Source organism: Pseudomonas sp. AK106, assembly GCF_053903055.1.
Genome location: NZ_CP096426.1, coordinates 288,361 through 313,717, shown reverse-complemented (window position 1 = coordinate 313,717; position 25,357 = coordinate 288,361). Strand labels below are relative to the sequence as shown.

Genomic DNA, 25,357 nt, shown 5'->3' with positions numbered 1-25,357 from the left:
CGGGATGAAACATCATTTTGCACTCGTGGGCGCGCGGCTCAAGGCACAGCTGCGCGGGGAATCAGGGCCTGGCTGTATCGGTACGAGACAAACGCGGTAACCAAGGCGCGATGAAACACCCATCGGGAAAACCTAGCCTTGCAGTCCCTCCCCCGGCAAGGACGCTCCGATGCTGCTCTGCCTTCGCGCAATGGTCCTCTGTGCACTGCCTCTTCTGGCCATCCATGCAAACGCGCAAACATGCCCCGACTGGCCACCGGCCAAAGCCCGAAGCGAGATCCTTTCGCTGCAAACCCAGATCACCCAATGGGACGACAGCTATCACCGCCAAGGCGTGTCTCTGGTGGCCGATGAGTTGTACGACCAATCCGTTCAGCGACTCGCCGATCTGCGCAGTTGTTTCGCCGCCACTTCGGCGTCGCCTTCCAATCCGCTGAAAACCGCGCGCGGTTCCGTCGCCCACCCCATCCCTCACACAGGCCTGACCAAATTGCCGGGCGAGGCCGCCGTTCAGGCATGGCTTGAAGGCCGAAGCGATCTATGGATTCAGCCAAAAGTGGACGGCGTGGCGGTCACGCTGGTGTATGTCGACGGGAAACTGGTGAGCGCCATCAGCCGGGGCGACGGGGTTTTCGGTCAGGACTGGACCGGACATGCCCACCAGATCGAGGCGATCCCTCGCCATCTCGCCTGGGAAAAGACCGTGATCCTCCAGGGCGAGTTGTATTGGAAGCTGACAGATCACGTTCAGGCGGACGCCGGCAGTCTGAACGCTCGCAGCAAAGTGGCCGGGCTGCTGGCGCGTCACGCGATCAGCGAACAGGAAGGCGCGAATATCGGGCTGTTCGTCTGGGACTGGCCAGAAGGTCCGTCGGACATGACCGAGCGATTGGCAGGGCTCAGGGCCATGGGTTTCGAGGACAGCGCGCGCTTCAGTGAGCCGTTGGAGGGTTTCATTCAGGCGAAAAACTGGCGAGAGCACTGGTACCGTTCGCCGCTGCCGTTTGCCACCGATGGCGTGGTTATGCGGCAGGGCGAGCGTCCGTCAGCCGAGCGCTGGCAGGCGAAAGCGCCTTACTGGATCGCGGCATGGAAGTACCCGTTTGCGCAGGCGCTGGCCGAGGTGCGCAAGGTTCATTTCAACGTCGGGCGCAGCGGCAAGATCACGCCCGTTCTGGATGTCGAACCGGTGCGCCTGGATGACCGCATGATTAATCGCATCAGCGTCGGTTCGTTCAAGCGTTGGCAGGAGATGGACATTCGGCCTGGGGATCAGGTCGCAATCAGCCTGGCCGGGCTGACGATTCCGCGGCTGGATGAGGTGGTGTCGCGAAGCGTCGAGCGGGCGCCGCTGAGCGTTCCGCGCGCTGAGGATTTTCATTCGCTGAGTTGCTGGCAGCCGGTCGAGGGCTGCGAAAGCCAGTTCCGCGAACGGTTGAAATGGCTGGGCGGGAAGAAGGGGTTGGCGCTCAGCGGCGTAGGGCCGGGCACGTGGGATAAGTTGATTCAGGCAGGGCAATTAAAGGGTTTGTTGGGCTGGATGACCCTCGATGGTGCACAGCTTGCTAACATTCCCGGCATGGGCGAGCGCAGCAGCGCTAAACTGCTGGCAAGTTTTCAGGCTGCACGCGATAAAACCTTTGTCGTGTGGCTCAAAGCCATCGGTTTACCGCCGGCCACGGGCGTTGATCTGGGTGATTCGTGGGCAGCGCTGGCCTCGCGAAGCGTCGTTGAATGGCAGGCCGAACCCGGCATTGGCTCGGGACGTGCGAAGCAGTTACATGCATTTTTTCAAGACCCGCAGGTGCAGGCCCTAAGCAGGCAGCTGAAGGACGAAGGCATCAACGGTTTTTAGTATTTTCAGGGCCGCATGATGGTGTAGAGCGTGCGGCTACGTGTATTCAAGGAGTATCCATGAAATTCCTGACATCCCTTTTTGCATTCACCGCGTGCGGGTTTCTGGCCGCACCCGTGTTTGCAGCCGAGCAGGCGCCGGAACCGTCCGGATGCGCCGCGAAGCGCCAGGACATCGCCACTCAGATTGAGAGCGCCAAAGCCGCCGGCAACACCGATCAACAGGCCGGGCTGCAAAAAGCCCTGAGCGAATTGAACGCCAACTGCACCGACATCGACCTGGTCAAGCAGCAGGAACAGAAGGTGCTGGATGCCAAGCGTGAAGTCAGCCGTCGCCAGGCGGACCTGAACAAGGCCATGAGCAAGGGCGATCCGGAGAAAATCGACAAGCGTAAAGACAAGCTGGCCGAGTCCCGCAAGGAACTGCAGGACGAGCAGGAAAAACTGGAGAAGGTGCAGCCCGACGAGGATGACGAGTAAGGTCGTCTGCGGGCCTGTGTCTTTTTGTGTGGGAGTGACCGGGGTGGCGCTCCACCTGGCCCGCGAGGCGGTATCAGACCCATCGGATTTGCAGCTACTACACTGGCCTCTTCGGGAGCAAGCTCCCTCCCACACAAGCTCCCTCCCACAGTAGCCAGGTGCGCCAACTGACCGCGCAGCGTCAAAAGCGCTGAGCGATCAGACTGAGACGCCAAACAACGCAATCACCAGCCCAAGCCCGACGATCCAGGCCAGCGAACGCAACGTCGCGAGATCCGCCAGATAGAAGATGATGTAGAGCAGGCGGCTGGTCACGAACAGCACGGCGAGTACGTCGATCGTCACCAACTGCGCCACGCCGGCGACGTGGGCGATGATTACGCCAGCGGCAAACCCGGGAATCGCTTCAAAACTATTGAGCTGCGCATTGTGGGCGCGGCGCGGGAGACCTTCGAGGCGGTCGAGAAAGTCCCGGGGGTCATGATTGTGCCGTGCACTGAATTTGCCGCTGCTGAACTTGGCAATGCCAGCGCACCCTATCGGCAACAGAATCACGATCAACACACACCAAAACGCGACGGTCATACCTGCATCCTTTTTTAGAATTTGAGCTTCATTAGAAAACGCCCATCTACAGCCTAAGAGCCACGGCCCGTCGAAAGGTTCTTACAGGCAACGAATGCAATCGTAGGACCGGCTTTAGCCGGGAAGGCATCACCCGCCACACCGCAAATTTGATGGCGCACACACCGGCCCCTTCCCGGCTGAAGCCAGTCCTACAGAGAACAACCCGCGTGCAGTTTGCTCGTCGTTACTGCCACCGCCATCCCGATTGGCTAAGATGCCAGCCACCCAGCCGACCGCGGCTGTATCTCGTTGCCCAGGAGCCTGCATGTCCAGCGAAGAAGACGCCACCCTCAGTGGCGCAGCGCCGATGATTCCCGATCAGCGCCGGGAGTTGATGCTGCGTCAGCTGCGCAAGCATCAAGTGCTGAGCGTGCATCAGCTCATGGACATGTTCGACTGCTCGCACATGACCGTCCGCCGCGACATCGCGCTGCTTGAGCAAAGTGGCCGTGCCTATTCGGTGACCGGCGGGGTGCGCATCGCCAGCCAGGTTCACAGCGAGCCGAGTCATCAGTCCAAGGCAGTGGTCGAGCTGCCGCACAAACAGGCGATGGCCAAACTGGCCGCCAGCCTGCTGCACCCCGAGATGACCGTGTACCTGGACGCCGGCACCAGCACGCTGGAAATTGTCCCGTACATCGTCGCGCTGGCGGGCATGACCGTGGTCACCAACGACTTCGGCGTGGTCAATGCACTCGCTGACGCAGCCCACGTAGATGTGATTCATACCGGCGGCTTGCTGGACCACCCGAACCGATCCTGTGTCGGCGGGCTGGCAGCGGCGACGTTGCGGCAACTGGCAACCGATGTCGCGTTCATGTCCACCAGCTCATGGGATCTGCAGCGAGGCACGACCACGCCCTCCGCGCTCAAGGTTGAGGTCAAGCAAGCGGCGATGCAGTCGGCGTCGCGCACAGTGTTGCTGACGACCAGCACGAAATACGGCACGTTCGGCATGTACAAGGTCGCCGGTCTGGAGCAGTTCGACACGATCATCAGCGACGACCGCCTCGCCCACGGCGCAGCGGACAGCATTCGAGGACTGGGGGTTGAATTGATGTTGGCGTCGGTGGACCAGCCACGCTAATTCAGCGCGCTTCTACAGTCGATGGTTACCAGGCCTCAGTCTCGACTGGGGCTTTTTTGTGCCCGACAGCAGCAATGTTAATTTTTGTTAATTCAAAAAAGCTCTTCACATTATCCGATCATGGGTTCACTATCTTTAACAGATCAGAACAAACACCGTTCGAGTGCTGATGAACTTCGGCGCTCACCCGAGGAGAGATTCATGAATAACAAGAATGTCGGCGTCATTGGTCTGGGTGCGATGGGCCTGGGCATTGCGCGCTCCCTGCTGCGCAGCGGCTTCAACGTTCATGCCTGTGACGTGCGCGCGGCCGTGACCGAGCAATTCGCCAGCGAAGGCGGCGTTGCCTGTGAATCTCCTGCGAGCATGGCCGCTGCCTGCGACGTGATCATCACCGTCGTGGTCAATGCCGAGCAGACCGAAACCGTATTGTTCGGCGACAACGGCGCAGTCGCCGCCCTGCGCCCGGGCAGCCTGATCATCGGTTGCGCCACGGTCGCACCGACCTTCGCCATCGAACTGGGTCAGCGCCTCACCGAAAAAGGCCTGCTCTACCTCGACGCGCCGATCTCCGGCGGCGCGGCCAAGGCAGCTGCTGGCGAGATGACCATGATGACCTCCGGCCCGGCTGATTCCTACGCCAAGGCCGACGCGATCCTCAACGGCATGGCGGGCAAGGTGTATCGCCTGGGCGACGTTCATGGCCTGGGTTCGAAAGTCAAAATCATCAATCAGCTGCTGGCCGGCGTCCACATCGCCGCCAGCGCCGAAGCCATGGCCCTGGGCCTGCGCGAAGGCGTAGACGCGGACGCGCTGTACGAAGTGATCACCAACAGCGCCGGTAACTCGTGGATGTTCGAGAACCGCGTGCCGCACATCCTCAAAGCGGACTACACGCCGCTGTCGGCCGTGGACATCTTCGTCAAAGACCTGGGCCTGGTGCTGGATACCGCCCGCGCCAGCAAATTCCCGCTGCCGTTGTCGTCCACCGCCCACCAGATGTTCATGCAGGCCTCTACCGCTGGCTTTGGCCGCGAGGATGACTCTGCCGTGATCAAGATTTTCCCGGGCATCGAACTGCCCACCGCCAAGCCTGAAAACAACTGAGATGACGCTGATGAGCACCACGACTCCGCGCCCTCTGTTGGGCTGCATTGCCGATGACTTCACCGGCGCCACCGACCTGGCCAACATGCTGGTGCGGGGTGGAATGCGCACCGTGCAGAGCATTGGCATCCCGAGCGCCGAAAGCCTGGCTGAACTGGATGCCGACGCCATCGTCATCGCGCTGAAATCCCGCACCACGCCGGTGGCAGAAGCGGTTGAAGAATCCCTCGCCGCGCTGCACTGGCTGCGTGATCGCGGCTGTGAGCAGATCTTCTTCAAGTACTGCTCGACGTTCGATTCCACCGCCAAAGGCAACATTGGCCAGGTCAGCGATGCGCTGCTCAAGGCGCTGAACAGCGACTTCACCCTGGCCTGCCCGGCGTTCCCGGAGAACGGTCGCACGATCTTCCGCGGCCACTTGTTCGTGCAGGACCAACTGCTCAGCGAATGCGGCATGCAAAACCATCCGCTGACGCCGATGACCGACGCCAATCTGGTGCGCGTGCTGCAATCCCAGACTACGCAGAAAGTCGGCTTGCTGCGTTACGACAGCATCGCCAAAGGCGTCGACGGCGTGCGTGCGCGCATCAAAGAGCTGCGTGCGGACGGCGTGGTCATGGCGATTGCCGACGCATTGTCGGACGCTGATTTGTACACGCTGGGCGAAGCCTGCGCCGACTTGCCGCTGCTCACCGGTGGCTCGGGTCTGGCGCTCGGTCTGCCGGGTAATTTCCGCAAAGCGGGCAAGTTGCGTGACATCAATGCGGCGAAGCTTGAGCACGTCGACGGCGGCGAAGTGGTATTGGCGGGCAGCGCATCGGTCGCCACCAACGGTCAGGTTGCCGCCTGGCTTGAGGCCAAACGGCCTGCCCTGCGCATCGATCCGTTGGCACTGGCTGACGGCAAACCGGTGGTGGCAGACGCATTGGCGTTCGCCCGCGATGCCGGGCAAACCGTGTTGATCTACGCGACCAGCAGCCCGGAAGAAGTCAAAGCCGTGCAGCAAAAACTCGGCGTCGAACGCGCCGGCGCGCTGGTCGAAGACGCGCTGGGGCAGATCGCCCGCGGCCTGCTTGACGCGGGCGTGAAACGCTTTGTCGTCGCCGGTGGCGAAACCTCCGGTGCCGTGGTTCAGGCGCTGGGCGTGAGCTTGCTGAAGATCGGCGCGCAGATCGACCCGGGTGTTCCAGCGACCATCAGCAGCGGCGCGACGCCTCTGGCCCTGGCGCTGAAGTCAGGGAATTTCGGCGGCCGTGACTTTTTCGACAAAGCCCTCAAGCAGCTGGCAGGGAGTGCCCAATGAGCAACGTAACCAGCCCTTCAGTGAGCGCCGAAAACAAGCAGCGTGAAGAAATCTGCGCCATCGGCCGTCTGCTGTTCGGACGCGGCTACACCGTCGGCAGCGCGGGCAACATCAGCGCGCGTCTCGACGATGGCTGGCTGATTACGCCAACCGACGCCTGCCTGGGGCGCCTCGATCCCGAGGCCATCGCCAAGGTCAACCTGGCCGGCGAATGGGTCTCCGGGGACAAGCCGTCGAAGACGTTGGCCCTGCATCGTCAGGTCTACGACCGCAATCCCGGCGTCGGCGGCGTGGTGCACACCCACTCGACGCATCTGGTTGCGCTGACCCTGGCCGGCGTCTGGAAACCGGACGACATCCTCCCGCCCATCACGCCGTATCAGGTGATGAAGGTCGGGCACATTCCCTTGATTGCCTACGAGCGCCCCGGCTCGCCGAACGTCGCTGAACAAGTGGCGAAACTGGCGAACAGCGTGCGTGGCGTGATGCTCGAGCGACTCGGCCCGGTGATCTGGGAAAGCTCGGTCGCCAAGGCTTCTTATGCGCTGGAAGAGCTGGAGGAGACCGCACGCCTCTGGCTGATGAGCAACCCCAAACCTGAACCGCTGGACGCAGCCGCTTTGGAAGAACTGCGCCAGACGTTCGGCGTGAACTGGTAACCCCAACGGCGTTTTGATCGAAAACCGGCCCTCCGGTTTTCGGCGGACCGGCCTCGCCGGAAAACAATAACAACGGGACACAACATGACTCCTCTATTCCTCATGATCGTCGCCGGAGCGGGCATTGCGCTGTTGCTGCTTCTGGTCCTGAAATACAAATTCCAACCGTTCGTGGCGCTGATGCTGGTCAGCATCATCGTGGCGCTGGTGGCCGGGGTTAAACCAAGCGACCTAGTGGCGACCATCGAAGGCGGCATGGGCAAAACCCTCGGCCACATCGCGATCATCATTGCCCTTGGCGCCATGATCGGCCGCATCATCGAACTGTCCGGCGGCGCCGAGGCGCTGGCCAAGACGCTGATCAACCGCTTCGGCAACCGCCGCACGCCGCTGGCCCTGACCGTCGCGGGGTTCATGGTCGGTATTCCGGTATTCTTCGAAGTGGGCGTGATCATCCTCATGCCGCTGGCCTACGGGGTTGCCCGTGCCGCACGTAAACCGCTGCTGGTTTACGCGCTGCCGATGTGCGCAGCGCTGCTGTCGGTGCACGCCTTCCTGCCGCCGCACCCGGGCGCCGTCGCAGCAGCCGGCCAGCTGGGTGCGGACCTGGGTCGCGTGTTGATGTTCGGGCTGCCGATGGTGGGCATTCTGTGCCTGATCGGTTACCTGATTGCCGGGCGCATGACCCGCAAGGTCTACCCGATGACCGACGATATTCGCAGCGAAGTGTATGGCTCTCACGTCACCAACGAAGACCTGGTGGCATGGGCCAACAACGATTATTCGCGGGTGTCTGAAGCGACCCACACCAAAGAACTGGGCCTTGAAGAAAACGCCAGCAGTCTGGCGGCACGCCTGCCAAAGGCGCCGGCGCCGGGTGCAGGCATCATCATCGCGCTGATTCTGCTGCCGATCATTCTGATCCTGCTCGGCACGCTGGCGACCACGATGCTGCCGGCCGACTCAATGCTGCGCAGCGTGCTGACCGTTCTCGGCGCGCCGCTGGTGGCACTGCTGATCGACACATTGCTGTGCGCATGGCTGCTGGGTTCGCGCCGTGGCTGGAGCCGCAGTCAGGTGTCCGATGTCGTGGGTTCGGCATTGCCCGGCGTGGCGATGGTGATCCTGATTGCGGGCGCTGGCGGCGTGTTCGGCAAGGTGCTGGTGGATACCGGTATCGGCGCAGTGGTGTCCGAAGCGCTGCGCAACACCGGGCTGCCGGTTCTCGCGCTGGGCTTTCTGCTGACGCTGCTATTGCGAGCAGTGCAGGGCTCGACCACAGTGGCGCTGGTCACCACGGCCGGCATTCTCAGCCCGCTGATCGCCACGCTGAACCTCAGCGCCAACCACATGGCGCTGCTCTGTCTGGCCATGGGCGGTGGCGGTCTGGCGATGTCGCACATCAACGACGCCGGTTACTGGATGTTCACCAAACTGGCGGGCCTGAACGTTGCCGACGGCCTGCGCACCTGGACCTTCCTGGTGACCATTCTGGGCACCCTCGGGTTCTTGATGACGCTGCTGCTCTGGCCTTTCGTCTAACGGCTTCAACTAGGAGATAACCATGCCTCGCTTCGCTGCCAACCTCAGCATGATGTATCCGCAACACGACTTTCTGGCGCGTTTCTCGGCTGCGGCGAGTGACGGCTTCAAGGGCGTGGAATACCTGTTTCCGTACGACTTCAAAGCTGAGGAAATCAAGCTGCGTCTGGACGACTTCGGCCTGACCCAGGCGCTGTTCAACGCCCCGCCGGGCGACTTCTCCAAAGGCGAGCGCGGCATTGCTTCGTTGCCTGGCCGGGAGGGTGAATTCCGCGACGGCTTCCAGAAAGCGCTGGATTACGCAGCGGTTCTGGGTAACGACCGCATTCACGTCATGGCCGGCCTGCTGCCCAGTGAAGACTTGCGCCAGAAGCATCACGCGGTGTACCTGGAAAACCTGAGCTTCGCCGCACAACAAGCGGCCAAGGTCGGGCTGACGGTGTTGATCGAGCCGATCAACACCCGCGACATTCCGGGCTTCTTCCTGAACCGTCAGGATCAAGGCCAGGCTGTGCTTAAAGAAGTCGGCGCCGACAATCTGCGGGTGCAGTTCGACTGCTATCACTGCCAGATCGTCGAGGGCGACGTCACCAGCAAGCTGCGCCGCGACTTCGCCGGCATCGGCCACATCCAGATCGCCGGCGTGCCGGACCGCCATGAGCCGAGCGTGGGGGAAGTGAATTACCCGTGGCTGTTCGAAGAAATCGACCGCCTGGGCTACACCGGCTGGGTCGGCTGCGAGTACCGTCCGAAAGGCGATACCACCGAAGGGCTGCAGTGGCTGCGTGACTGGCAGGCACGCAGCACAATCACTCGTTGATCACGTCTTCCTTGAACTGATCCTTCACGTAGGTGATTTCGGTCTTGCCGTGTGGCGCCGGCAGGCCGTCTTCGCCCAGATTCACGAAGACCATTTTCTCAACCGTGAGAATGCTCTTGCGGGTGATCTTGTTGCGGACCTGGCACGTTAGCGTGATGGATGTGCGGCCGAATTCGGTCGCGGTAATCCCCAGCTCGATGATGTCGCCCTGACGCGAGGCGCTGACGAAGTTGATCTCGGAAATGTACTTGGTCACAACGCGCTGATTGCCCAACTGCACAATGGCGTAGATGGCCGCCTCTTCGTCGATCCAGCGCAGGAGACTGCCGCCGAACAACGTGCCGTTGGGGTTGAGGTCTTCAGGTTTTACCCATTTGCGAGTGTGAAAGTTCATGGAGGCTCCGGGGTGTTTGGGAGACGGTGGGGGATGTGCCCCAGCTTCAAGCTTCAAGCCTGAAGCTGCAAGTTAAAAGCAGGCCCGCTGTTGTTTACCGCTTGCCGCTTGCAGCTTGCCACTTGCAGCTCAAAGAAAGATAATCGCCACCGCTTCAAAAAACGGTCATCACACCTTGTTACCGTTTTCCCGCCACCTGTCCGAGGGGCGCTGCAGCAGGTCAGACCTGTCAGGCTCGGAGAGGGCGTTGTTTGATCAGGCCTCCCGCCGGTCAAGCTTTAAACGCACAACGGCGCCCATTCGCACCCTACGAATGGAGACTCTTTATGAGTGCTGTACTGACGCCCAACGATTTCAACGACTACAAAGTCGCCGACATGTCCCTGGCTGCCTGGGGCCGTCGCGAAACCATCATTGCCGAATCCGAAATGCCAGCCCTGATGGGCCTGCGTCGCAAGTACGCTGGCGATCAACCGCTCAAGGGCGCGAAGATTCTCGGCTGCATCCACATGACCATTCAGACTGCCGTGCTGATCGAAACCCTGGTTGCCCTGGGTGCCGAAGTACGCTGGTCGTCCTGCAACATCTTCTCGACTCAGGATCAGGCCGCTGCCGCTATCGCTGCTGCCGGCATTCCGGTCTTCGCCTGGAAAGGCGAAACCGAAGCCGAGTACGAGTGGTGCCTGGAGCAGACCATCCTCAAGGACGGTCAGCCATGGGACGCCAACATGATCCTCGACGACGGCGGCGACCTCACCGAGCTGCTGCACAAGAAATACCCGGCCATCCTGGACCGCGTCCATGGCGTGACCGAAGAGACCACCACGGGCGTTCACCGTCTGCTGGACATGCTGGCCAAGGGCGAACTGAAGATCCCTGCGATCAACGTCAACGACTCGGTCACCAAGAGCAAGAACGACAACAAGTACGGCTGCCGTCACAGCCTGAACGACGCCATCAAGCGCGGCACCGACCACCTGCTGTCCGGCAAGCAAGCGCTGGTCATCGGCTACGGTGACGTGGGCAAGGGTTCGGCTCAGTCGCTGCGTCAGGAAGGCATGATCGTCAAGGTCACCGAAGTCGACCCGATCTGCGCCATGCAAGCGTGCATGGACGGTTTCGAACTGGTTTCGCCTTTCATCGACGGCGAGAACGACGGCACCGAAGCGAGCATCGACAAAGCACTGCTGGGCAAGATCGACCTGATCGTCACCACCACCGGTAACGTCAACGTCTGCGACGCCAACATGCTCAAGGCGCTGAAAAAACGCGCAGTGGTCTGCAACATCGGTCACTTCGACAACGAAATCGACACCGCTTTCATGCGCAAGAACTGGGCATGGGAAGAAGTGAAGCCGCAAGTGCACAAGATTCACCGCACCGGCACTGGCGCGTTCGATCCTCAGAACGACGACTACCTGATCCTGCTGGCCGAAGGCCGTCTGGTGAACCTGGGCAACGCCACCGGTCACCCGAGCCGCATCATGGACGGCTCGTTTGCCAACCAGGTGCTGGCGCAGATCTTCCTGTTCGGCCAGAAGTACGCTGACCTGAGCCCTGCCCAGAAAGCCGAGCGTCTGACCGTTGAAGTGTTGCCGAAGAAGCTGGACGAAGAAGTGGCCCTGGAAATGGTCCGCGGCTTCGGCGGCGTCGTGACCAAGCTGACCAAGACCCAGGCCGACTACATCGGCGTGACCGTCGAAGGTCCGTTCAAGCCGCACGCTTATCGCTACTAAGCAGTAAGCGGCAAGCTTCAAGCGGCAAGTAAAGGCATCACCATTGTCATGACTTGCCGCGTCAGGCTTTAAATCGTCCAAGCATTTAGCAGCACCAGGTGACAAGCCTTGATCTGCAGGATACGGCGCACGGCCACTCTTGCAGCTTATGGCTTGTAGCTTGCCGCTGGAGACTCGCTCCATGAGCCAAGACCGTAGCTACAGCTTCGAATTCTTCCCGACGAAGACCGACGCTGGTCATGAAAAACTGCTTGCCACGGCGCGTACGCTGGCCAGCTACAACCCCAGTTTCTTCTCCTGCACTTACGGTGCCGGGGGTTCCACGCGCGACCGCACGATCAACACCGTGCTGCAGCTGGAAAAAGAAGTGCACATTCCCGCCGCACCGCACTTGTCGTGCGTCGGTGACAGCAAGGCCGACCTGCGCAGCTTGCTGACGCAGTACCGGGAAGCCGGCATCAAACGCATCGTTGCCCTGCGCGGTGACCTGCCGTCCGGCATGGGCATGGCCAGTGGTGAGTTGCGTTATGCCAATGACCTGGTGAGCTTCATCCGTGAAGAAACCGGCGATCATTTCCACATTGAAGTCGCGGCCTACCCCGAGATGCACCCCCAAGCGCGCAACTTCGAAGACGATCTGAAAAACTTCGTGCGCAAGGCCAACGCCGGCGCCAACAGTGCGATAACCCAGTACTTCTTCAACGCCGACAGCTACTTCCACTTCGTCGAGCGCGTGCAGAAGCTGGGCGTGGATATTCCGATCGTGCCGGGCATCATGCCGATCACCAACTACAGCAAACTGGCGCGCTTTTCGGACGCGTGCGGTGCGGAGATCCCGCGCTGGGTTCGCAAGCAGCTGGAAGCGTACGGCGATGATACGGCCAGCATTCAAGCGTTCGGCGAGCATGTCATCACTGAAATGTGCGAACGACTGCTGCACGGTGGCGCCCCCGGCCTGCATTTCTACACGCTGAATCAGGCCGAACCGAGCCTGGCGGTCTGGAACAATCTGAAGCTCTCTGCGTGATAACGGTTTCAATCCAGTCGGATTGAAACGTCGCTGGCTTCACTGGCAGGCTTCTTCACCCCGAAGCCTGCCAGTCCCGTCCTTGAGCCCTGCCTTCTGCTTTTGTTGAGAATCATCACTTCTATTTAGTTAGCTTGCGTCGTAATCTCGCGCGCATGCCGCCCATCCTTCCCCTATCCGTTGCTGTCCTCCTGGCCTGCCTGAGCTTCAGCGCGCTGGGCGAGAAATTGCGGATCGTCACCGAACCCTGGTCACCCTATGTCATCGTGGACGGCAACCACGCCTCCGGGCTTGATTACGACACCACGGCGATTGTGTTCGAACGCCTGGGCATCGACGTCGAGTGGCAGTTTCTCCCCTGGAAGCGCTGCCTGATGATGCTCAGTGAAGGCGAGGCCGACGGTGTTCTCGATATAAACAAGGACGAGGCGCGCGCTGATCTGTTGTATCCGGACGAACCGTTGTCGAGCATCGACTGGGTGCTGTTTCAGGCCAATGCCAGGCCCCATGCCTTCAATAGCATGGAGGACTTGCGCGGGCTGACCATCGGCGTCTCTCCGGGCTATCGATACATCCCGGCGTTCGACACCTCGACGGCGTTCATCCGAGAGCCTGCGCCGAGCCATGAAGCGAACTTCGGCAAACTGATTCGCGGCCGCATCGATCTGATGGTGACCGATCGCCTGCTGGGCCGGCAGATGATCGAGCGGCTCAAGCTCCAAGGCCAGGTTAGTCAGCTGCCGACCGTGCTCAATCACCGGGGGCAGTATCTGGCGCTGCGCCGCAATGCCGGCATGGACCTGCTGGCCCAGCGGTTCAGTGCAGAACTGAAGCGTTTCAAGCGTGAGCCCGCGTACGCGAAACTGGTGGAGCGGTACACCGGCGAAACGCCGACGACACTCCCTGCAGAATCGGAGGAAAGGGTCGATAAAACCGTTGAGCAGCAGGAAAGCAGCGCGTTGTGATTGCTCTGTTATACTCCGGCGTCCCCGCCAGGCTTGCGCCCGGGTGCACGGTCTCACAGAAGACTTCTCGAACACGTCAGCAGCGCACTTTTTAGCGCCCCTGCCCGAGTTGAACTTACAGACCTCCACAGGACCGGACGCCATTGCACCTTCCAAGGACTGTGCGATGACCGCAGCAGGGTCGAGCGCATTCACGTTACGTGCAGAACCTTTAGTCTGCGCCTGGAAGATCATCCCTATTTGGGCCTCTATGGCCCCAACTCAAGACAGGATTACTCATGTCCTTTGCTTCCCTCGGTCTCTCCGAGGCTTTAGTCAGCGCCATCGAGGCTGCTGGCTACACCCAGCCTACCCCAGTGCAACAGCGGGCCATTCCCGCCGTGTTGCAAGGCCGCGATCTGATGGTCGCCGCCCAGACAGGTACTGGTAAAACCGGTGGTTTCGCCCTCCCTATCCTGGAGCGGTTGTTTCCCAACGGTCATCCGGACAAATCCCAGCGTCACGGCCCGCGCCAACCGCGTGTTCTGGTCCTGACCCCTACTCGTGAACTGGCCGCTCAAGTCCACGACAGCTTCAAGATCTACGCCAAGAACCTCAAGTTCGTCAGTACCTGCATCTTCGGCGGTGTCGGCATGAACCCGCAGGTTCAGGCCATGGCACGCGGCGTTGACGTACTGGTTGCCTGCCCGGGTCGTTTGCTCGATCTGGCCGGTCAGGGCAGCGTCGATCTGTCCCACGTTGAAATCCTTGTCCTGGACGAAGCTGACCGCATGCTCGACATGGGCTTCGTTCACGACGTGAAGAAAGTCCTTGCACGCCTGCCGTCCAAGCGTCAGAACCTGCTGTTCTCGGCAACGTTCTCCCAGGACATCACCGCGCTGGCCGGCAAACTGCTGCACAACCCGGAACGCATTGAAGTCACGCCGCCGAACACCACGGTCGAGCGTATCGAGCAGCGTGTGTTCCGCCTGCCGGCCAACCACAAACGCTCGCTCCTGGCGCACCTGATCACTCAAGGCGCGTGGGAACAGGTGCTGGTGTTTACCCGCACCAAGCACGGCGCCAACCGCCTGGCCGAGTACCTGGATAAGCACGGCCTCAGCGCTGTGGCGATCCACGGCAACAAGAGCCAGAACGCACGCACCAAAGCGCTGGCCGACTTCAAGGCCGGCACCGTTCGCATCATGGTCGCGACCGACATCGCTGCCCGTGGTCTGGACATCGACCAGTTGCCCCACGTGGTCAACTTCGAACTGCCTAACGTCGACGAAGACTACGTGCACCGCATCGGTCGTACCGGTCGCGCAGGCCGTAGCGGCGAGGCGATCTCGCTGGTTGCGCCGGACGAAGAGAAGCTGCTGAAAAGCATCGAGCGCATGACCAAGCAGAAGATTGCCGACGGCGATCTGATGGGCTTCGACATCACGGCCGTCGAAGCCGAGAAGCCGGAAGTCCGCGAGCGTCCGGATGTGCGTAACCCGCGCAATGCCCGTGGCCCGCGTGGCGACGGCCCAAACGGAGGCGGCGGTGGCGGCGGTCGCAAGGACAAAGGCAAAGACAAGGGCAAGGAAAAGCCGGCAACGGCCGCGGCAGCACCTTCGGGCGAGCGCCCGGCACGTCCGGCGCGCCCTCAAAAGCCGCGTCAGGGCACCCCGTCGAGCGAGTCACGTCAGTCGCAGCCAGCGGCTGCGGGTGCTAATCGCGCACCTGACGAGTTCCTGGATGACGAAGTGGATAACTTCGGCAACCGTGCCGACTACGTCAGCCCGTACCAGAACAAGAACCAGAGCCGCGGCCGTCGCCCGGGCGCTCCTGCAACGGGCGCCGCACCGGCACCTCGCGGTCAGGCGCCAGGCCGTAGCGGTCCGCGCAGTGGTTCGGCCACTGGCGGCTCCGCCAGCACCGACGCCGCCGGCGCACCGGCCAAACGCAGCGGTCCTCGCAACGGTTCCGGCCGTGACGGTCAGGCTCGTCGCGAAGACCAGCCTCGTGCTCGTCGTCCGGCGCGCGAAGACCAGCCAGCGCGTCAGGAGCCAGCGGTACGCGGGCCTCGCGACGGTCAGCCAGCACCGAAGATCATGCACAAAGAGTCCAAGGGCGATCGTTTCCCTTCGGCTGAACAACTTGATCAGTTGCCAAGCCGCCCACGCGGTGAAAAACCAGCCCTGCTGACCCGCAACCGCGAAGGTTAAGCAGCGCCGGTTGTTACGCAGCCAATAAAACGCCCCGACTGGTTCGGGGCGTTTTTGTTTGCGTGATTCAAGCAATGCCACACACAAAAACGCCGACCCAAAGGTCGGCGCTTCATCACCACGACAACGCGTCTTACTTGGCTTTGACGCCTTCGAACGAGATGTCCAGCTCCAGGGTGTCGGACTGTGGACCCAGGTCCATCATCTTGCCGAAATCAGAACGCTTGATCGAAGTAGTGCCCTCGAAGCCGGCACGGTAGCCGCCCCATGGATCCTTGCCTTCACCCAGGAAGGTAGTCTTGACGGTGACCGGCTTGGTCACGCCGTGCAGGGTCAGGTCGCCGATCACGTCAGCCGTGGTCTTACCGTCAGCATTCTTGCCGATGTTGGTGACCTTGGTGGAAACAAACTTGGCGTCAGGATAGGTCGCGACGTCGAGGAAGTCCTTGCTGCTGATGTGCTTGTCACGTTCAGCGTGGTTGGTGAAGACGCTGGCGGTCTTGAGGTCGATGCTGATCTTGCTGTCTTCAGGCTTGGCGGCGTCGAAGCTGAAAGTGCCGTTCCAGTCCTTGAACGTGCCGTAGATGAAGCTGTAGCCCAGGTGGCTGATCTTGAAGTTGATGAAGGCGTGTTGGCCTTCCTTGTCGATCGTGTAATCAGCGGCCATTGCCTGACCGGCCGTCAGCAGCGCGGTACCCAGGGCCAGTGCAGCAAGTGTCTTTTTCAACATACGTCGTCTTCCTTTCTAGTTGAATTGAGTATCAGGCCTTGCGGCCAAGCATACGTACAAGGGTGGCATCACGATCAACGAAGTGATGCTTCAAAGCGGCCAGCCCGTGGAGTCCTGCAAAAATCACCAGGGTCCAGGCCAGGTACAAGTGCACGGTGCCTGCGACGTCTGCCTGGTCGGGCAGTCCGCTGATCAAGGCAGGCACTTCGAACAATCCAAACACCGGAATCCCGACACCGTCTGCGGTGGAAATCAGGTAACCGGCGAACATCACCAAAAACAGGTCCAGATACAGAAACGCATGGCCCAGTTTCGCAGCGGTTTTCACAAACCGGCTGTGGGTGGCAGGCGCTGCTGGCGGCGGGCTGACGAAGCGCCAGATCACCCGGATCAGCATGAACAGGAACAGCGTGATGCCGATGCTCTTGTGCAGGTCAGGGCCGGCCTTACGCCAGGTGTCGTAATAGCCCAGCCCTACCATCCACAACCCTAGCGCAAACATGCCGAACACCGTCAGCGCGACACCCCAATGCAAAACGATGCTGACCCAGCCATAGCGAGAAGATGAGTTGCGTAACTGCATGCTGAATATCCTGTGAGGGCCGAGGAGAGACTAGCGCTTTACCTATCGAAAGAAAGCGCAAAATGTTGCTTTGAAGAATCAGGAAATCCGATTGAAATCTCCTGACATATTTTCGTCCGAATGAGATTAAGCCAGCGTTACGTTTTATCCAGGCGAAAAAAAGGCGCGGTATCAAGCCGCGCCTTTGCTTTCAGCCGTTACCGATCAGTTTTTGCTGTCGGTCGCCGGTGCTGCCGGAGCCGTTGCCGGAGCCGCCGGAGTAGCCGGAGTAGCCGGTGCTGCCTTGTCACCCGTGGCCTTGGCCGGCGCTTTTTTCGCAGCGTCGGTTTTGGCAGGGGCTTTGTGGGTGGCTGCCGGTTTGGCCGGAGCCTTTTTGACGGGCTCCTTCTTCGCCGGTTCTTTCTTGGCCGGGGCCTTTTTCGCAGGCTCCACGACCGCAGGCTTGGCGGGTTCAACCACTGGCGCTGGCGGCGGCGTTACCGGGGCAGGCGCTGGAGCCGGGGTCGGAGCAGGCGCCGGGGCTTTCTCGGCCGGTTTCGGCTCAGGCTTGGAACCGCCAAACATGTTCGAGAAGAAGCCGCCAATGCCGCCGCTGCTATCCTTGGCCGGTTCAGGGGCCTTCGGAGGCGGCGCTTTGACCGGCTCGTACGACTTGCCTTCAGACAGGCCCTGCACCTGAATCGCCGCACGCTGACCTGAACGCAATGCGCCTTCCAGGGTGCCTGGGTACAAGGTGTCGGTGTGCTCGCCGGCAAAGGCTACGCGCTGCAGTGGTCGTTCCCACAAGCGCCAGTATTTGCTGATCTGGCCCGGGCCGAAGGCCAGGTATGCACCGCCGCTGGACGGGTCAATGCTGGAGCGACGCAGTTCGTAGCCGGTGAACGCGCCGCGCGCCTGCGGGTAGAACGCCTGCATGCGGATCAGCACTTGATCCACCAGCTGCTTGTCGCCGAACGCCTGCATGATGCGGGCGTTGTCGCCGGCCAGGTTGATCACGACGTTGGCGCCGCCCTTCAGCGCAGGCTCGACCCACAACATGCCGAGTCCGGTGTTGCTATAGATCTCGCCGGACATGCGCGCCTTGCTGTCCCAGACCGGGGTCTTGAACTTGAGCATGATCTGGTCATGCCAGCCGTAGTTGGTGCTCTTGATCGCGCCCAGACGCTGGGCGTCCAGTGCAGGGGTCATCTGGATCTTGCTCAGTGCGCGCAACGGCACGGCCAACACGACATATTCGGCTTCGTAGCCCAGCGAACCGACCTTGACGGTCACGCCGTCCTTGTCCTGATTGATGGCCGACACCGGCGAATTGGTCTTGATGACTTTCAGCTGTTTGACGAACTCCTCGGCCAGCACGGCGCTACCACCCGGCAGGCGAGCGGCGCGGCGGTCGCGGTCGTCGACGTTGCGATTGACCCGTGTTTGCTGTGCGAGGTACAGCAGCGACAGACGCGAAGGTTCGTCGTAGCGCGTACGAATCTGCTGATTGATCAGTTGGCGCGCGGTCGTTGGCAGGCTCAGACGGTCCAGCCAGTTGGAGACGGTGATCTGGTCCAGCGCAAACAGGGTGCTGTTGGCCGCCGGGTTGTCGGGGTCGGTGATCGAACGGGCCAGGTCATCCACCGCTGCTTCGTAGCGCTTGATGGCTTCGGCGGTCGCCGGCTGTTTGGTCGCCAGGTCGGCGCCAGTGAAGTACTCGCCTTCGATCAGGTAGCTCGGGGTCCGCACAAATTCCGGCGCGGGCACCGCCTTGATCTTGAAGCGATCAATGTACTGATTCAGCACCGGCTGGGCCTTGGCGTTGCCGATCCACTCGCTGCCGGCCAGACCGGAGCGGCCGCCGACGGTGGGTTTGGCTTCCAGCAAGGTGACTTGCCAGCCTTTGCTCTGCAGCTCGTAAGCCGTCGTGAGTCCCGCCAGACCACCGCCGACGACGATCACCGTATGCGGTTTATCCACGGCAAGCGCTGAAGCGCTGACCATCCCAACCATCACCAGCGCACAGGCGCGCAGCCAACCAGAAAGCATTCAGCGAACTCCGGAGAAAAACGGGGGGAATTGTCGGATTTTGTTGTCCGATTTTTCGAAGAGCGCGAAGGATACGCGAGCCGCGAAACGCCCGCCAGCAATGTCCGTCAGGCTCGAAAGCGGCGCTCGCGGCGATTTAAACAACACGCTAAAGGTTGTCCCGCTGGCATCCATTGCATAGGCTTGCGCGATTGTTTGCCCTCGCGCCATGCGAGCCGCTATGTGGAGAAGAGTAATGGGCCTTAACGACCAGTGGATGCAGCGCGACCTGAAGGTCCTTTGGCACCCCTGCACCCAGATGAAAGACCACGAAAAACTGCCGCTGATTCCGATCAAGCGCGGCGAAGGGGTCTGGCTGGAGGACTTCGAAGGCAAGCGCTACCTCGACGCGGTCAGCTCCTGGTGGGTCAACGTATTCGGCCACGCCAACCCGCGCATCAATCAGCGCATCAAGGATCAGGTCGATCAACTGGAGCACGTGATCCTGGCAGGCTTCAGCCATCAGCCGGTCATCGAGCTGTCCGAGCGTCTGGTGGCGATGACGCCCGAAGGCCTGACGCGCTGCTTCTACGCCGACAACGGTTCGTCCTGCATCGAAGTCGCGCTGAAGATGAGCTTTCATTACTGGCTCAATCGCGGCAAGCCGGACAAGAAGCGCTTCGTCACCCTGACCAATAGCTACCACGGCGAAACCATGGCGGCGATGGCGGTCGGTGACGTGCCGCTGTTCACCGAGACCTACAAAGCGCTGCTGATGGACACCATCAAGGTGCCAAGCCCGGACTGCTACCACCGGCCTGAAGGCGTGAGCTGGGAAGAGCACACCCGGACGATGTTCGCGGTGATGGAGCAAACCCTCGCCGAGCATCACGACAGCGTCGCGGCGGTGATCATCGAGCCGCTGATTCAAGGCGCGGGCGGCATGCGCATGTACGACCCGATCTACCTCAAGCTGCTGCGCGAGGCCTGCGACCGGTATGGCGTGCACCTGATTCATGACGAGATCGCCGTGGGTTTCGGCCGCACCGGAACCATGTTTGCCTGCGAGCAAGCCGGCATCCGTCCGGATTTCCTGTGCCTGTCCAAAGCATTGACCGGCGGTTATCTGCCGCTGGCGGCGTGCATCACCACCGATGATGTGTACGACGCGTTTTACGACGATTACCCGACGCTGCGCGCGTTTCTGCACTCCCACAGTTACACCGGCAACCCGCTGGCGTGCGCGGCGGCGTTGGCGACGCTGGATATTTTCGAGCAGGACAACGTCATCGAAAACAACAAGGCGCTGGCCCAGCGCATGAAGACCGCGACAGCGCATCTGGTCGATCACCCGAACGTCGCTGAAGTGCGGCAGACCGGGATGGCGATTGCCATCGAGATGGTGCAGGACAAGACCACTAAAACGCCGTATCCGTGGCAGGAGCGGCGCGGGCTCAAGGTGTTCGAGCACGCGCTGACCCGAGGTGCTTTGCTGCGTCCGCTGGGCAGCGTGGTGTACTTCCTGCCGCCCTACGTAATCACACCGGAGCAGATCGACTTCCTGGCCGATGTAGCGACCGAAGGGATCGACATCGCGACGCGCAGCAGCGTGAGTGTGGCGGTGAGAGAGAACTTCCATCCGGATTTTCGTGATCCGGGCTAGCAGGCCGTTACACCCATTCTCCAGGCGCTGCATTCAACACAATCTTTAGAGACACAACCATGAGACTGTCCCGCTTTTTCGTCGATGCCACCCTCAGCGTCGGGGAGCACGAACTGCCAGAGGCCCAGGCCCATTACATCAGCCGCGTGTTGCGCATGTCCGAAGGCGACGCGGTGCAGCTGTTCGATGGTTCGGGCCATGAGTTTCGCGCCACGCTGGCGGAAGTCGGCAAAAAGCAGGTGCGGGTGCAGGTGAGCGAAAGCTTTGCCGGTCAGCCGGAGTCGCCCTTGCAGATCCATCTCGGCCAGGGCCTCTCCCGGGGTGAGCGGATGGACTGGGCGATTCAGAAAGCCACCGAACTGGGCGTGACGCAAATCTCCCCGATCATCAGCGAGCGCTGCGAAGTGCGTCTCAAAGATGAGCGTGCGGAGAAGCGTCAGGCCCATTGGCAGCAGATCGCGATCAGCGCCTGCGAACAGTGCGGGCGCTCCGTGGTGCCGGTGATTCATGGGCCGGTGACTCTGGCCGAGTGGCTCAAGCAGACGGAGGCGGACTTGAAGCTGGTGCTGCACCCGGTCGCGGCGCCGCTGACCAGCCATGAAAAGCCCGGCAGTCTGGCCTTTTTGATTGGTCCTGAAGGTGGGCTGAATGACGCCGAAGTGGCCCAGGCACAGGACGCCGGTTTCCACGCCGCCCGCCTCGGCCCCCGCGTGCTGCGCACCGAAACCGCGCCAGTGGTGGCGCTGAGCATCGCGCAACAGTTGTGGGGGGATTTGTAGGACCGGCTTCAGCCGGGAAGGCGTCAGTCGTCACGCCGCAAGATTGATGGTGCGCACACCGGCCCCGATCCCTTGTAGGACCGGCTTCAGCCGGGAAGGCGTCAGTCGTCACGCCGCAAGATTGATGGTGCGCACACCGGCCCCGATCCCTTGTAGGACCGGCTTCAGCCGGGAAAGCGTCAGGCGTCACGCTTCAAGATTGATGGTGCGCACACCGGCCCCGATCCCTTGTAGGACCGGCTTCAGCCGGGAAAGCGTCAGGCGTCACGCTTCAAGATTGATGGTGCGCACACCGGCCCCGATCCCTTGTAGGACCGGCTTCAGCCGGGAAAGCGTCAGGCGTCACGCTTCAAGATTGATGGTGCGCACACCGGCCCCGATCCCTTGTAGGACCGGCTTCAGCCGGGAAGGCGTCAGTCGTCACGCCGCAAGATTGATGGTGCGCACACCGGCCCCTTCCCGGCTGAAGCCAGTCCTACAAGGGTCGCGTACATCCGCCAGTGATTTAGTCCTCACTCCGGTAATTCCGACGCTCGACGCCGGGCTTTCGCAGGCTCCGGCCGGGCGCAGGGCAGAAACTCTCCGCGCCCCGGTTCACCCAACGAACTGCCGTCCCAGACCCGCTCCCCTCTGGCGAACGTCATCGCCGGCCATGCACTCAAGCGCATCCCCTCGTACGGGGTGTAATCGACGTTGTGGTGCAGCATTTCATTGGTTAGCTCGATGTCCAGGTCCTCATCCCAGATCACCAGATCCGCATCCGAGCCAATGGCGATGCTGCCCTTGCGCGGATACAACCCGTACAGCCGCGCCGCATGAGTGGCCGTCAGCGCGACAAACGCCTGCGGGCTGATTCGCCCCTTGCGCACGCCTTCCGACCAGAGCAGCGCCATGCGCGTTTCGACGCCCGGAATGCCATTGGCTACTTCTGAAAACGGCGCCGTCTCGCCGTGGGCACGCTTGCCGTCCGGGCCGCCGTAGCGAAACGGCGCGTGATCCGATGAGAACACTTCGAACGAGCCATTCTGCAGGCCGTCCCAGACCACTTGCTGATTGCCAGCGTCTCTCGGCGGCGGGCTGCAGATGCATTTTGCGCCTTCGAAGCTGTCATCGCAGCCAAGGGAATCCGCGGTGAGAAACAGATACTGCGGGCAGGTTTCGCCGTACACCTTCAAGCCGTGGCTCTGCGCCCAGCGGATCTGCTCGATGGCCTCGCGTCCGGACACATGCACGATGAGAATCGGCACATCGACCAGCTCGGCCAGCGCAATGGCCCGATGCGTGGCTTCGCGCTCGACCAGCATCGGCCGCGACGTGGCGTGATAACGCGGCGCTTTATGGCCGGCGGCGAGCAGGCGCTCGGTCAACCAAGCGATGCAGTCGCTGTTTTCCGCGTGCAGCATCACCATCGCGCCTTCGGCCCGCGCCACCGACAGGGTTTCCAGAATCTCCCGGTCGTTGAGCTTCAGCGCGTCATAGGTCATGTAGATCTTGAAGGAGGTGTAGCCCTCGGCAATCAGCTCGGGCAACTCGCGGCGCAGCACGTCTTCGGTAGGGTCGGTGACGATGAGGTGAAACGCGTAATCGATCAGCGCCCGACCGTCCGCACGCCGATGGTAATCCTCCACCGCCGCCCGCAGGGTCTGGCCCTTCTGCTGGCAGGCAAAGGGAATCACCGTTGTAGTCCCGCCACAGGCTGCCGAGCGGGTGCCGCTTTCGAAGTCATCGGCCATGACCGAACCATCACCGGTCGGCTGATCCAGATGCACATGGCTGTCGATACCGCCGGGGGTGACGGTTCGCCCTCGCGCATCGACTTCCTCTGCGGCACCTTGCAGGCCAAGGCCCAGCGCGACGATTCGGCCGTCGCGCACGCCGATGTCGCACAGGAAACCGTCCGCCGCCGTCACCACATTGGCGTTGCGGATGATCAAATCAAAAGCCTGCATGTCGTTCACTCCCTCAGGCGCGGGTCAGCCAGGCCTTGGCGATCTCTTCGCGGGTGGTGAACCAGACGCCTTCGCGGGCCTGGGCGTACTCGATGAAATGCTTGATCGCGCGGACACGACCCGGACGTCCGACCATGCGTGGGTGCAGCCCGATGGACATCATTCGCAGGCCGTCGGCCGACTCTTCGTACAGCACATCGAAGCTTTCCTTCATGTACTCGAGGAAATCGGACGCCTGAGACAAGCCCGGCGAGTTCCAGTAGCGGAAGTCGTTGACGTCGCTGGTGTACGGCACCACCAGATGTTGCTTGCCCTCGACGTCGACGAAATACGGAACGTCGTCGTTGTAGGCGTCCGAGTCATAGAGAAACCCGCCCTCTTCCGCCACCAGCCGACGCGTATGAACGCTGGCGCCGTAGCGGCAATACCAGCCCACCGGACGCTTGCCGCAGGTGCGTTCGAACGACTCGATCGCCAGGCGAATGTGCTCGCGCTCCTCGGCCTCGGTCAGGCGGAAGACCTCCTCCCAGCGATAACCGTGACTGCAGATTTCATGGCCCAGCTCGACAGCCGCTTTGGCGACATCCGGGTTCTGCTCGAAGGCCACCGCACAGGCATGAAAGGTCGCCGGGACGTTGGCCTGTTGCAGGATGTCGAGGATGCGCCAGATGCCGACGCGGGCGCCGTACTCGTACATCGACTCCATCGCCAGATTGCGCACGCCGTCGGGAAACTGATAACTGCCCCACTCGGTCATGCTCTCCTGGTCAGGGTCGCCCATGGCGAGGGAGCGCTCCGAGCCTTCTTCGTAGTTGATGACAAAGTTGACGGCCAGACGCGCGCCGTTGGGCCAGGTGCCTTGGGGGCGCTGCCGGCCGTAGCCGACCAGATCTCGAATGGGTGATGCCATAAAAGCCTACTCCTGCAACGTTCGAACAGTCGGCAGACCACCAAGCCAGGGCTCAGCAGTCGATGGTTTTCAATGCATCATGGTCGGGGCCATCGAGGTTCTGGCCGGTGCGAAAGGCCAGGCCCATGGCCAGGGTCTGCGCAATGCAGAACGCAGCGGTGAGCGAGCGAAAGCCCAGCAGCTCGGCGTCGTTGACCTCGATCATCACCGACGCGGTTTGTCCGATGGGGCTGAGAATGCTGTCAGTGATCGCCACGATGGGCGTCCCCGCGGCGACCGCTTGCTGGCAGGCGTCGATGGTTTCCTGCGCGTACGGCGGAAAACTCACCGCCACCAGCACATCATCGCCGTGCAGCGCACCGACCTGTTCGCGCAGGCTGCCGCCCAGACCGCTGATGTGTACGGCACGACGACCGACACGGCTGAGTGCATAACTCAGGTAGGACGCCATGGGAAACGAGCGACGCATGCCGACCACGAAGGTGGTGCGCGCCTGCTCCAACAGCTCGATGGCGCGCTCGATGGCCTCGACTTGCTCGCCTTCGGCCAAGTGCTCCAGCGAGACGATATTCGCGCGGCTGAATGCCGAAAGCATGGCGCCCACATCGGTGGGGTCATCGAGCAACTGCTCGCCGCGATAGTGCCGGATGCGCTCTTTAAAGCTGCCCTGCCCGGCCTGCTGCAACGGCTGCTTGAACAGGCGCTGCAGGTCGCTGAACCCGCCGAAGCCCAACGCCTGGGCCAGCCGAATGAACGCGGACGACGGGATGCCGGAGATCTTCGCCAGCGCCGCGACCGTGTTCAGCGCCACATCGTGGGGGTGCTCGTTCAGGTAATGCGCCGCGTCACGCTGCCGCGCGGTCAGGCGTTCCTGATGTTCGACGATGGCGGCACGCAGCTCGGCCAGGGTTTGGGGTACAGGCATAAAAAGGCTCGATAGAAG

At 61.7% G+C, this 25,357-nt stretch carries 22 protein-coding genes and 1 riboswitch; of the genes, 14 read left to right on the top strand and 8 right to left on the bottom strand.

The features are described 5' to 3' along the window. The first annotated feature begins 169 nt into the window (after nucleotides 1–169). Together ligB and M1E04_RS01445 are read left to right on the top strand one after the other, a co-directional pair. A complete protein-coding gene (gene ligB, locus M1E04_RS01450) occupies nucleotides 170–1,855 on the top strand; it encodes an NAD-dependent DNA ligase LigB (RefSeq protein ID WP_456292265.1) in 1,686 nt (561 codons plus the stop codon). Between the two features lie 59 nt (nucleotides 1,856–1,914). After that, entirely contained in the window at nucleotides 1,915–2,334 is a 420-nt protein-coding gene (locus M1E04_RS01445) for a DUF1090 domain-containing protein (protein ID WP_192135047.1), read from the top strand. 198 nt (nucleotides 2,335–2,532) lie between these two features. On the opposite strand, the gene M1E04_RS01440 is transcribed toward M1E04_RS01445, so the two are convergent. Further along, nucleotides 2,533–2,919: an MAPEG family protein gene (locus tag M1E04_RS01440; protein ID WP_192135049.1), complete on the bottom strand. Its 387-nt coding sequence runs from the start codon at nucleotides 2,917–2,919 to the stop codon at nucleotides 2,533–2,535. A 307-nt stretch (nucleotides 2,920–3,226) separates the two neighbouring features. Between M1E04_RS01440 and M1E04_RS01435 the strand changes: the two genes are divergently transcribed. The 6 genes from M1E04_RS01435 (at nucleotide 3,227) to otnI (ending at nucleotide 9,479) form a co-directional block, all read left to right on the top strand. After that, nucleotides 3,227–4,048, top strand: a complete 822-nt coding sequence (locus M1E04_RS01435; protein ID WP_192135051.1) for a DeoR/GlpR family DNA-binding transcription regulator — start codon at nucleotides 3,227–3,229, stop codon at nucleotides 4,046–4,048. A 120-nt stretch (nucleotides 4,049–4,168) separates the two neighbouring features. Beyond that, nucleotides 4,169–5,155: an L-threonate dehydrogenase gene (ltnD, locus tag M1E04_RS01430; protein WP_274605155.1), complete on the top strand. Its 987-nt coding sequence runs from the start codon at nucleotides 4,169–4,171 to the stop codon at nucleotides 5,153–5,155. A gap of 10 nt (nucleotides 5,156–5,165) precedes the next feature. Then, complete coding sequence (gene otnK / locus M1E04_RS01425) at nucleotides 5,166–6,458, top strand: 3-oxo-tetronate kinase (protein WP_456292264.1); 1,293 nt, start codon at nucleotides 5,166–5,168, stop codon at nucleotides 6,456–6,458. Continuing rightward, nucleotides 6,455–7,117 carry a 3-oxo-tetronate 4-phosphate decarboxylase gene (gene otnC / locus M1E04_RS01420; RefSeq protein ID WP_369319199.1) on the top strand — a complete coding sequence of 221 codons (663 nt, stop codon included), beginning with the start codon at nucleotides 6,455–6,457 and terminating at the stop codon, nucleotides 7,115–7,117. Before otnK ends, otnC begins: the two co-directional genes overlap by 4 nt. 84 nt (nucleotides 7,118–7,201) lie before the next feature. Further along, nucleotides 7,202–8,659 (top strand): GntT/GntP/DsdX family permease, encoded by a 1,458-nt coding sequence (locus tag M1E04_RS01415; RefSeq protein WP_192135056.1) that lies wholly within the window; start codon nucleotides 7,202–7,204, stop codon nucleotides 8,657–8,659. Nucleotides 8,660–8,681: 22 nt separating this feature from the next. Further along, nucleotides 8,682–9,479: a 2-oxo-tetronate isomerase gene (gene otnI / locus M1E04_RS01410; protein WP_065991224.1), complete on the top strand. Its 798-nt coding sequence runs from the start codon at nucleotides 8,682–8,684 to the stop codon at nucleotides 9,477–9,479. Here the strand turns inward: otnI and M1E04_RS01405 are convergent. Beyond that, complete coding sequence (locus tag M1E04_RS01405) at nucleotides 9,469–9,873, bottom strand: acyl-CoA thioesterase (RefSeq protein ID WP_133775566.1); 405 nt, start codon at nucleotides 9,871–9,873, stop codon at nucleotides 9,469–9,471. The two genes, otnI and M1E04_RS01405, sit on opposite strands and share 11 nt — an antisense overlap. A 196-nt stretch (nucleotides 9,874–10,069) precedes the next feature. Next, nucleotides 10,070–10,178, top strand: a riboswitch (S-adenosyl-L-homocysteine riboswitch). Between the two features lie 21 nt (nucleotides 10,179–10,199). Between M1E04_RS01405 and ahcY the strand changes: the two genes are divergently transcribed. The 4 genes from ahcY to M1E04_RS01385 all read left to right on the top strand — a co-directional run bounded on the left by ahcY (nucleotide 10,200) and on the right by M1E04_RS01385 (nucleotide 15,793). Continuing rightward, nucleotides 10,200–11,609: an adenosylhomocysteinase gene (gene ahcY / locus M1E04_RS01400; RefSeq protein WP_192135060.1), complete on the top strand. Its 1,410-nt coding sequence runs from the start codon at nucleotides 10,200–10,202 to the stop codon at nucleotides 11,607–11,609. A gap of 181 nt (nucleotides 11,610–11,790) precedes the next feature. Next, entirely contained in the window at nucleotides 11,791–12,636 is an 846-nt protein-coding gene (metF, locus tag M1E04_RS01395; RefSeq protein WP_296308877.1) for a methylenetetrahydrofolate reductase [NAD(P)H], read from the top strand. Nucleotides 12,637–12,791: 155 nt separating this feature from the next. Further along, on the top strand, nucleotides 12,792–13,601 hold the full coding sequence (locus tag M1E04_RS01390) for a substrate-binding periplasmic protein (protein WP_456293136.1): 810 nt from the start codon (nucleotides 12,792–12,794) through the stop codon (nucleotides 13,599–13,601). Nucleotides 13,602–13,879: 278 nt separating this feature from the next. Next, entirely contained in the window at nucleotides 13,880–15,793 is a 1,914-nt protein-coding gene (locus M1E04_RS01385) for a DEAD/DEAH box helicase (protein WP_065991219.1), read from the top strand. A gap of 133 nt (nucleotides 15,794–15,926) precedes the next feature. On the opposite strand, the gene M1E04_RS01380 is transcribed toward M1E04_RS01385, so the two are convergent. The 3 genes from M1E04_RS01380 to M1E04_RS01370 all read right to left on the bottom strand — a co-directional run bounded on the left by M1E04_RS01380 (nucleotide 15,927) and on the right by M1E04_RS01370 (nucleotide 19,134). After that, a complete protein-coding gene (locus M1E04_RS01380; protein ID WP_065991218.1) occupies nucleotides 15,927–16,523 on the bottom strand; it encodes a YceI family protein in 597 nt (198 codons plus the stop codon). A 31-nt stretch (nucleotides 16,524–16,554) separates the two neighbouring features. After that, on the bottom strand, nucleotides 16,555–17,106 hold the full coding sequence (locus M1E04_RS01375; protein ID WP_065991217.1) for a cytochrome b: 552 nt from the start codon (nucleotides 17,104–17,106) through the stop codon (nucleotides 16,555–16,557). A 204-nt stretch (nucleotides 17,107–17,310) separates the two neighbouring features. Beyond that, complete coding sequence (locus M1E04_RS01370; protein ID WP_456292263.1) at nucleotides 17,311–19,134, bottom strand: FAD-dependent oxidoreductase; 1,824 nt, start codon at nucleotides 19,132–19,134, stop codon at nucleotides 17,311–17,313. A gap of 235 nt (nucleotides 19,135–19,369) precedes the next feature. Here M1E04_RS01370 and M1E04_RS01365 point away from each other — a divergent pair, with 235 nt between their 5' ends. Together M1E04_RS01365 and M1E04_RS01360 are read left to right on the top strand one after the other, a co-directional pair. Then, nucleotides 19,370–20,776 (top strand): adenosylmethionine--8-amino-7-oxononanoate transaminase, encoded by a 1,407-nt coding sequence (locus M1E04_RS01365; protein ID WP_065991214.1) that lies wholly within the window; start codon nucleotides 19,370–19,372, stop codon nucleotides 20,774–20,776. A gap of 59 nt (nucleotides 20,777–20,835) precedes the next feature. Further along, nucleotides 20,836–21,555 carry a 16S rRNA (uracil(1498)-N(3))-methyltransferase gene (locus tag M1E04_RS01360; RefSeq protein WP_456292262.1) on the top strand — a complete coding sequence of 240 codons (720 nt, stop codon included), beginning with the start codon at nucleotides 20,836–20,838 and terminating at the stop codon, nucleotides 21,553–21,555. A 512-nt stretch (nucleotides 21,556–22,067) separates the two neighbouring features. Here M1E04_RS01360 and hydA read toward each other — a convergent pair. The 3 genes from hydA to M1E04_RS01345 are packed head-to-tail and all read right to left on the bottom strand — an operon-like array spanning nucleotide 22,068 to nucleotide 25,339. Beyond that, nucleotides 22,068–23,504, bottom strand: a complete 1,437-nt coding sequence (hydA, locus tag M1E04_RS01355) for a dihydropyrimidinase (RefSeq protein WP_192135488.1) — start codon at nucleotides 23,502–23,504, stop codon at nucleotides 22,068–22,070. Between the two features lie 13 nt (nucleotides 23,505–23,517). Further along, a complete protein-coding gene (locus M1E04_RS01350) occupies nucleotides 23,518–24,414 on the bottom strand; it encodes an allantoinase PuuE (protein ID WP_065991211.1) in 897 nt (298 codons plus the stop codon). 52 nt (nucleotides 24,415–24,466) lie between these two features. Further along, nucleotides 24,467–25,339: a MurR/RpiR family transcriptional regulator gene (locus M1E04_RS01345; protein WP_065991210.1), complete on the bottom strand. Its 873-nt coding sequence runs from the start codon at nucleotides 25,337–25,339 to the stop codon at nucleotides 24,467–24,469. Nucleotides 25,340–25,357 lie beyond the last annotated feature (18 nt).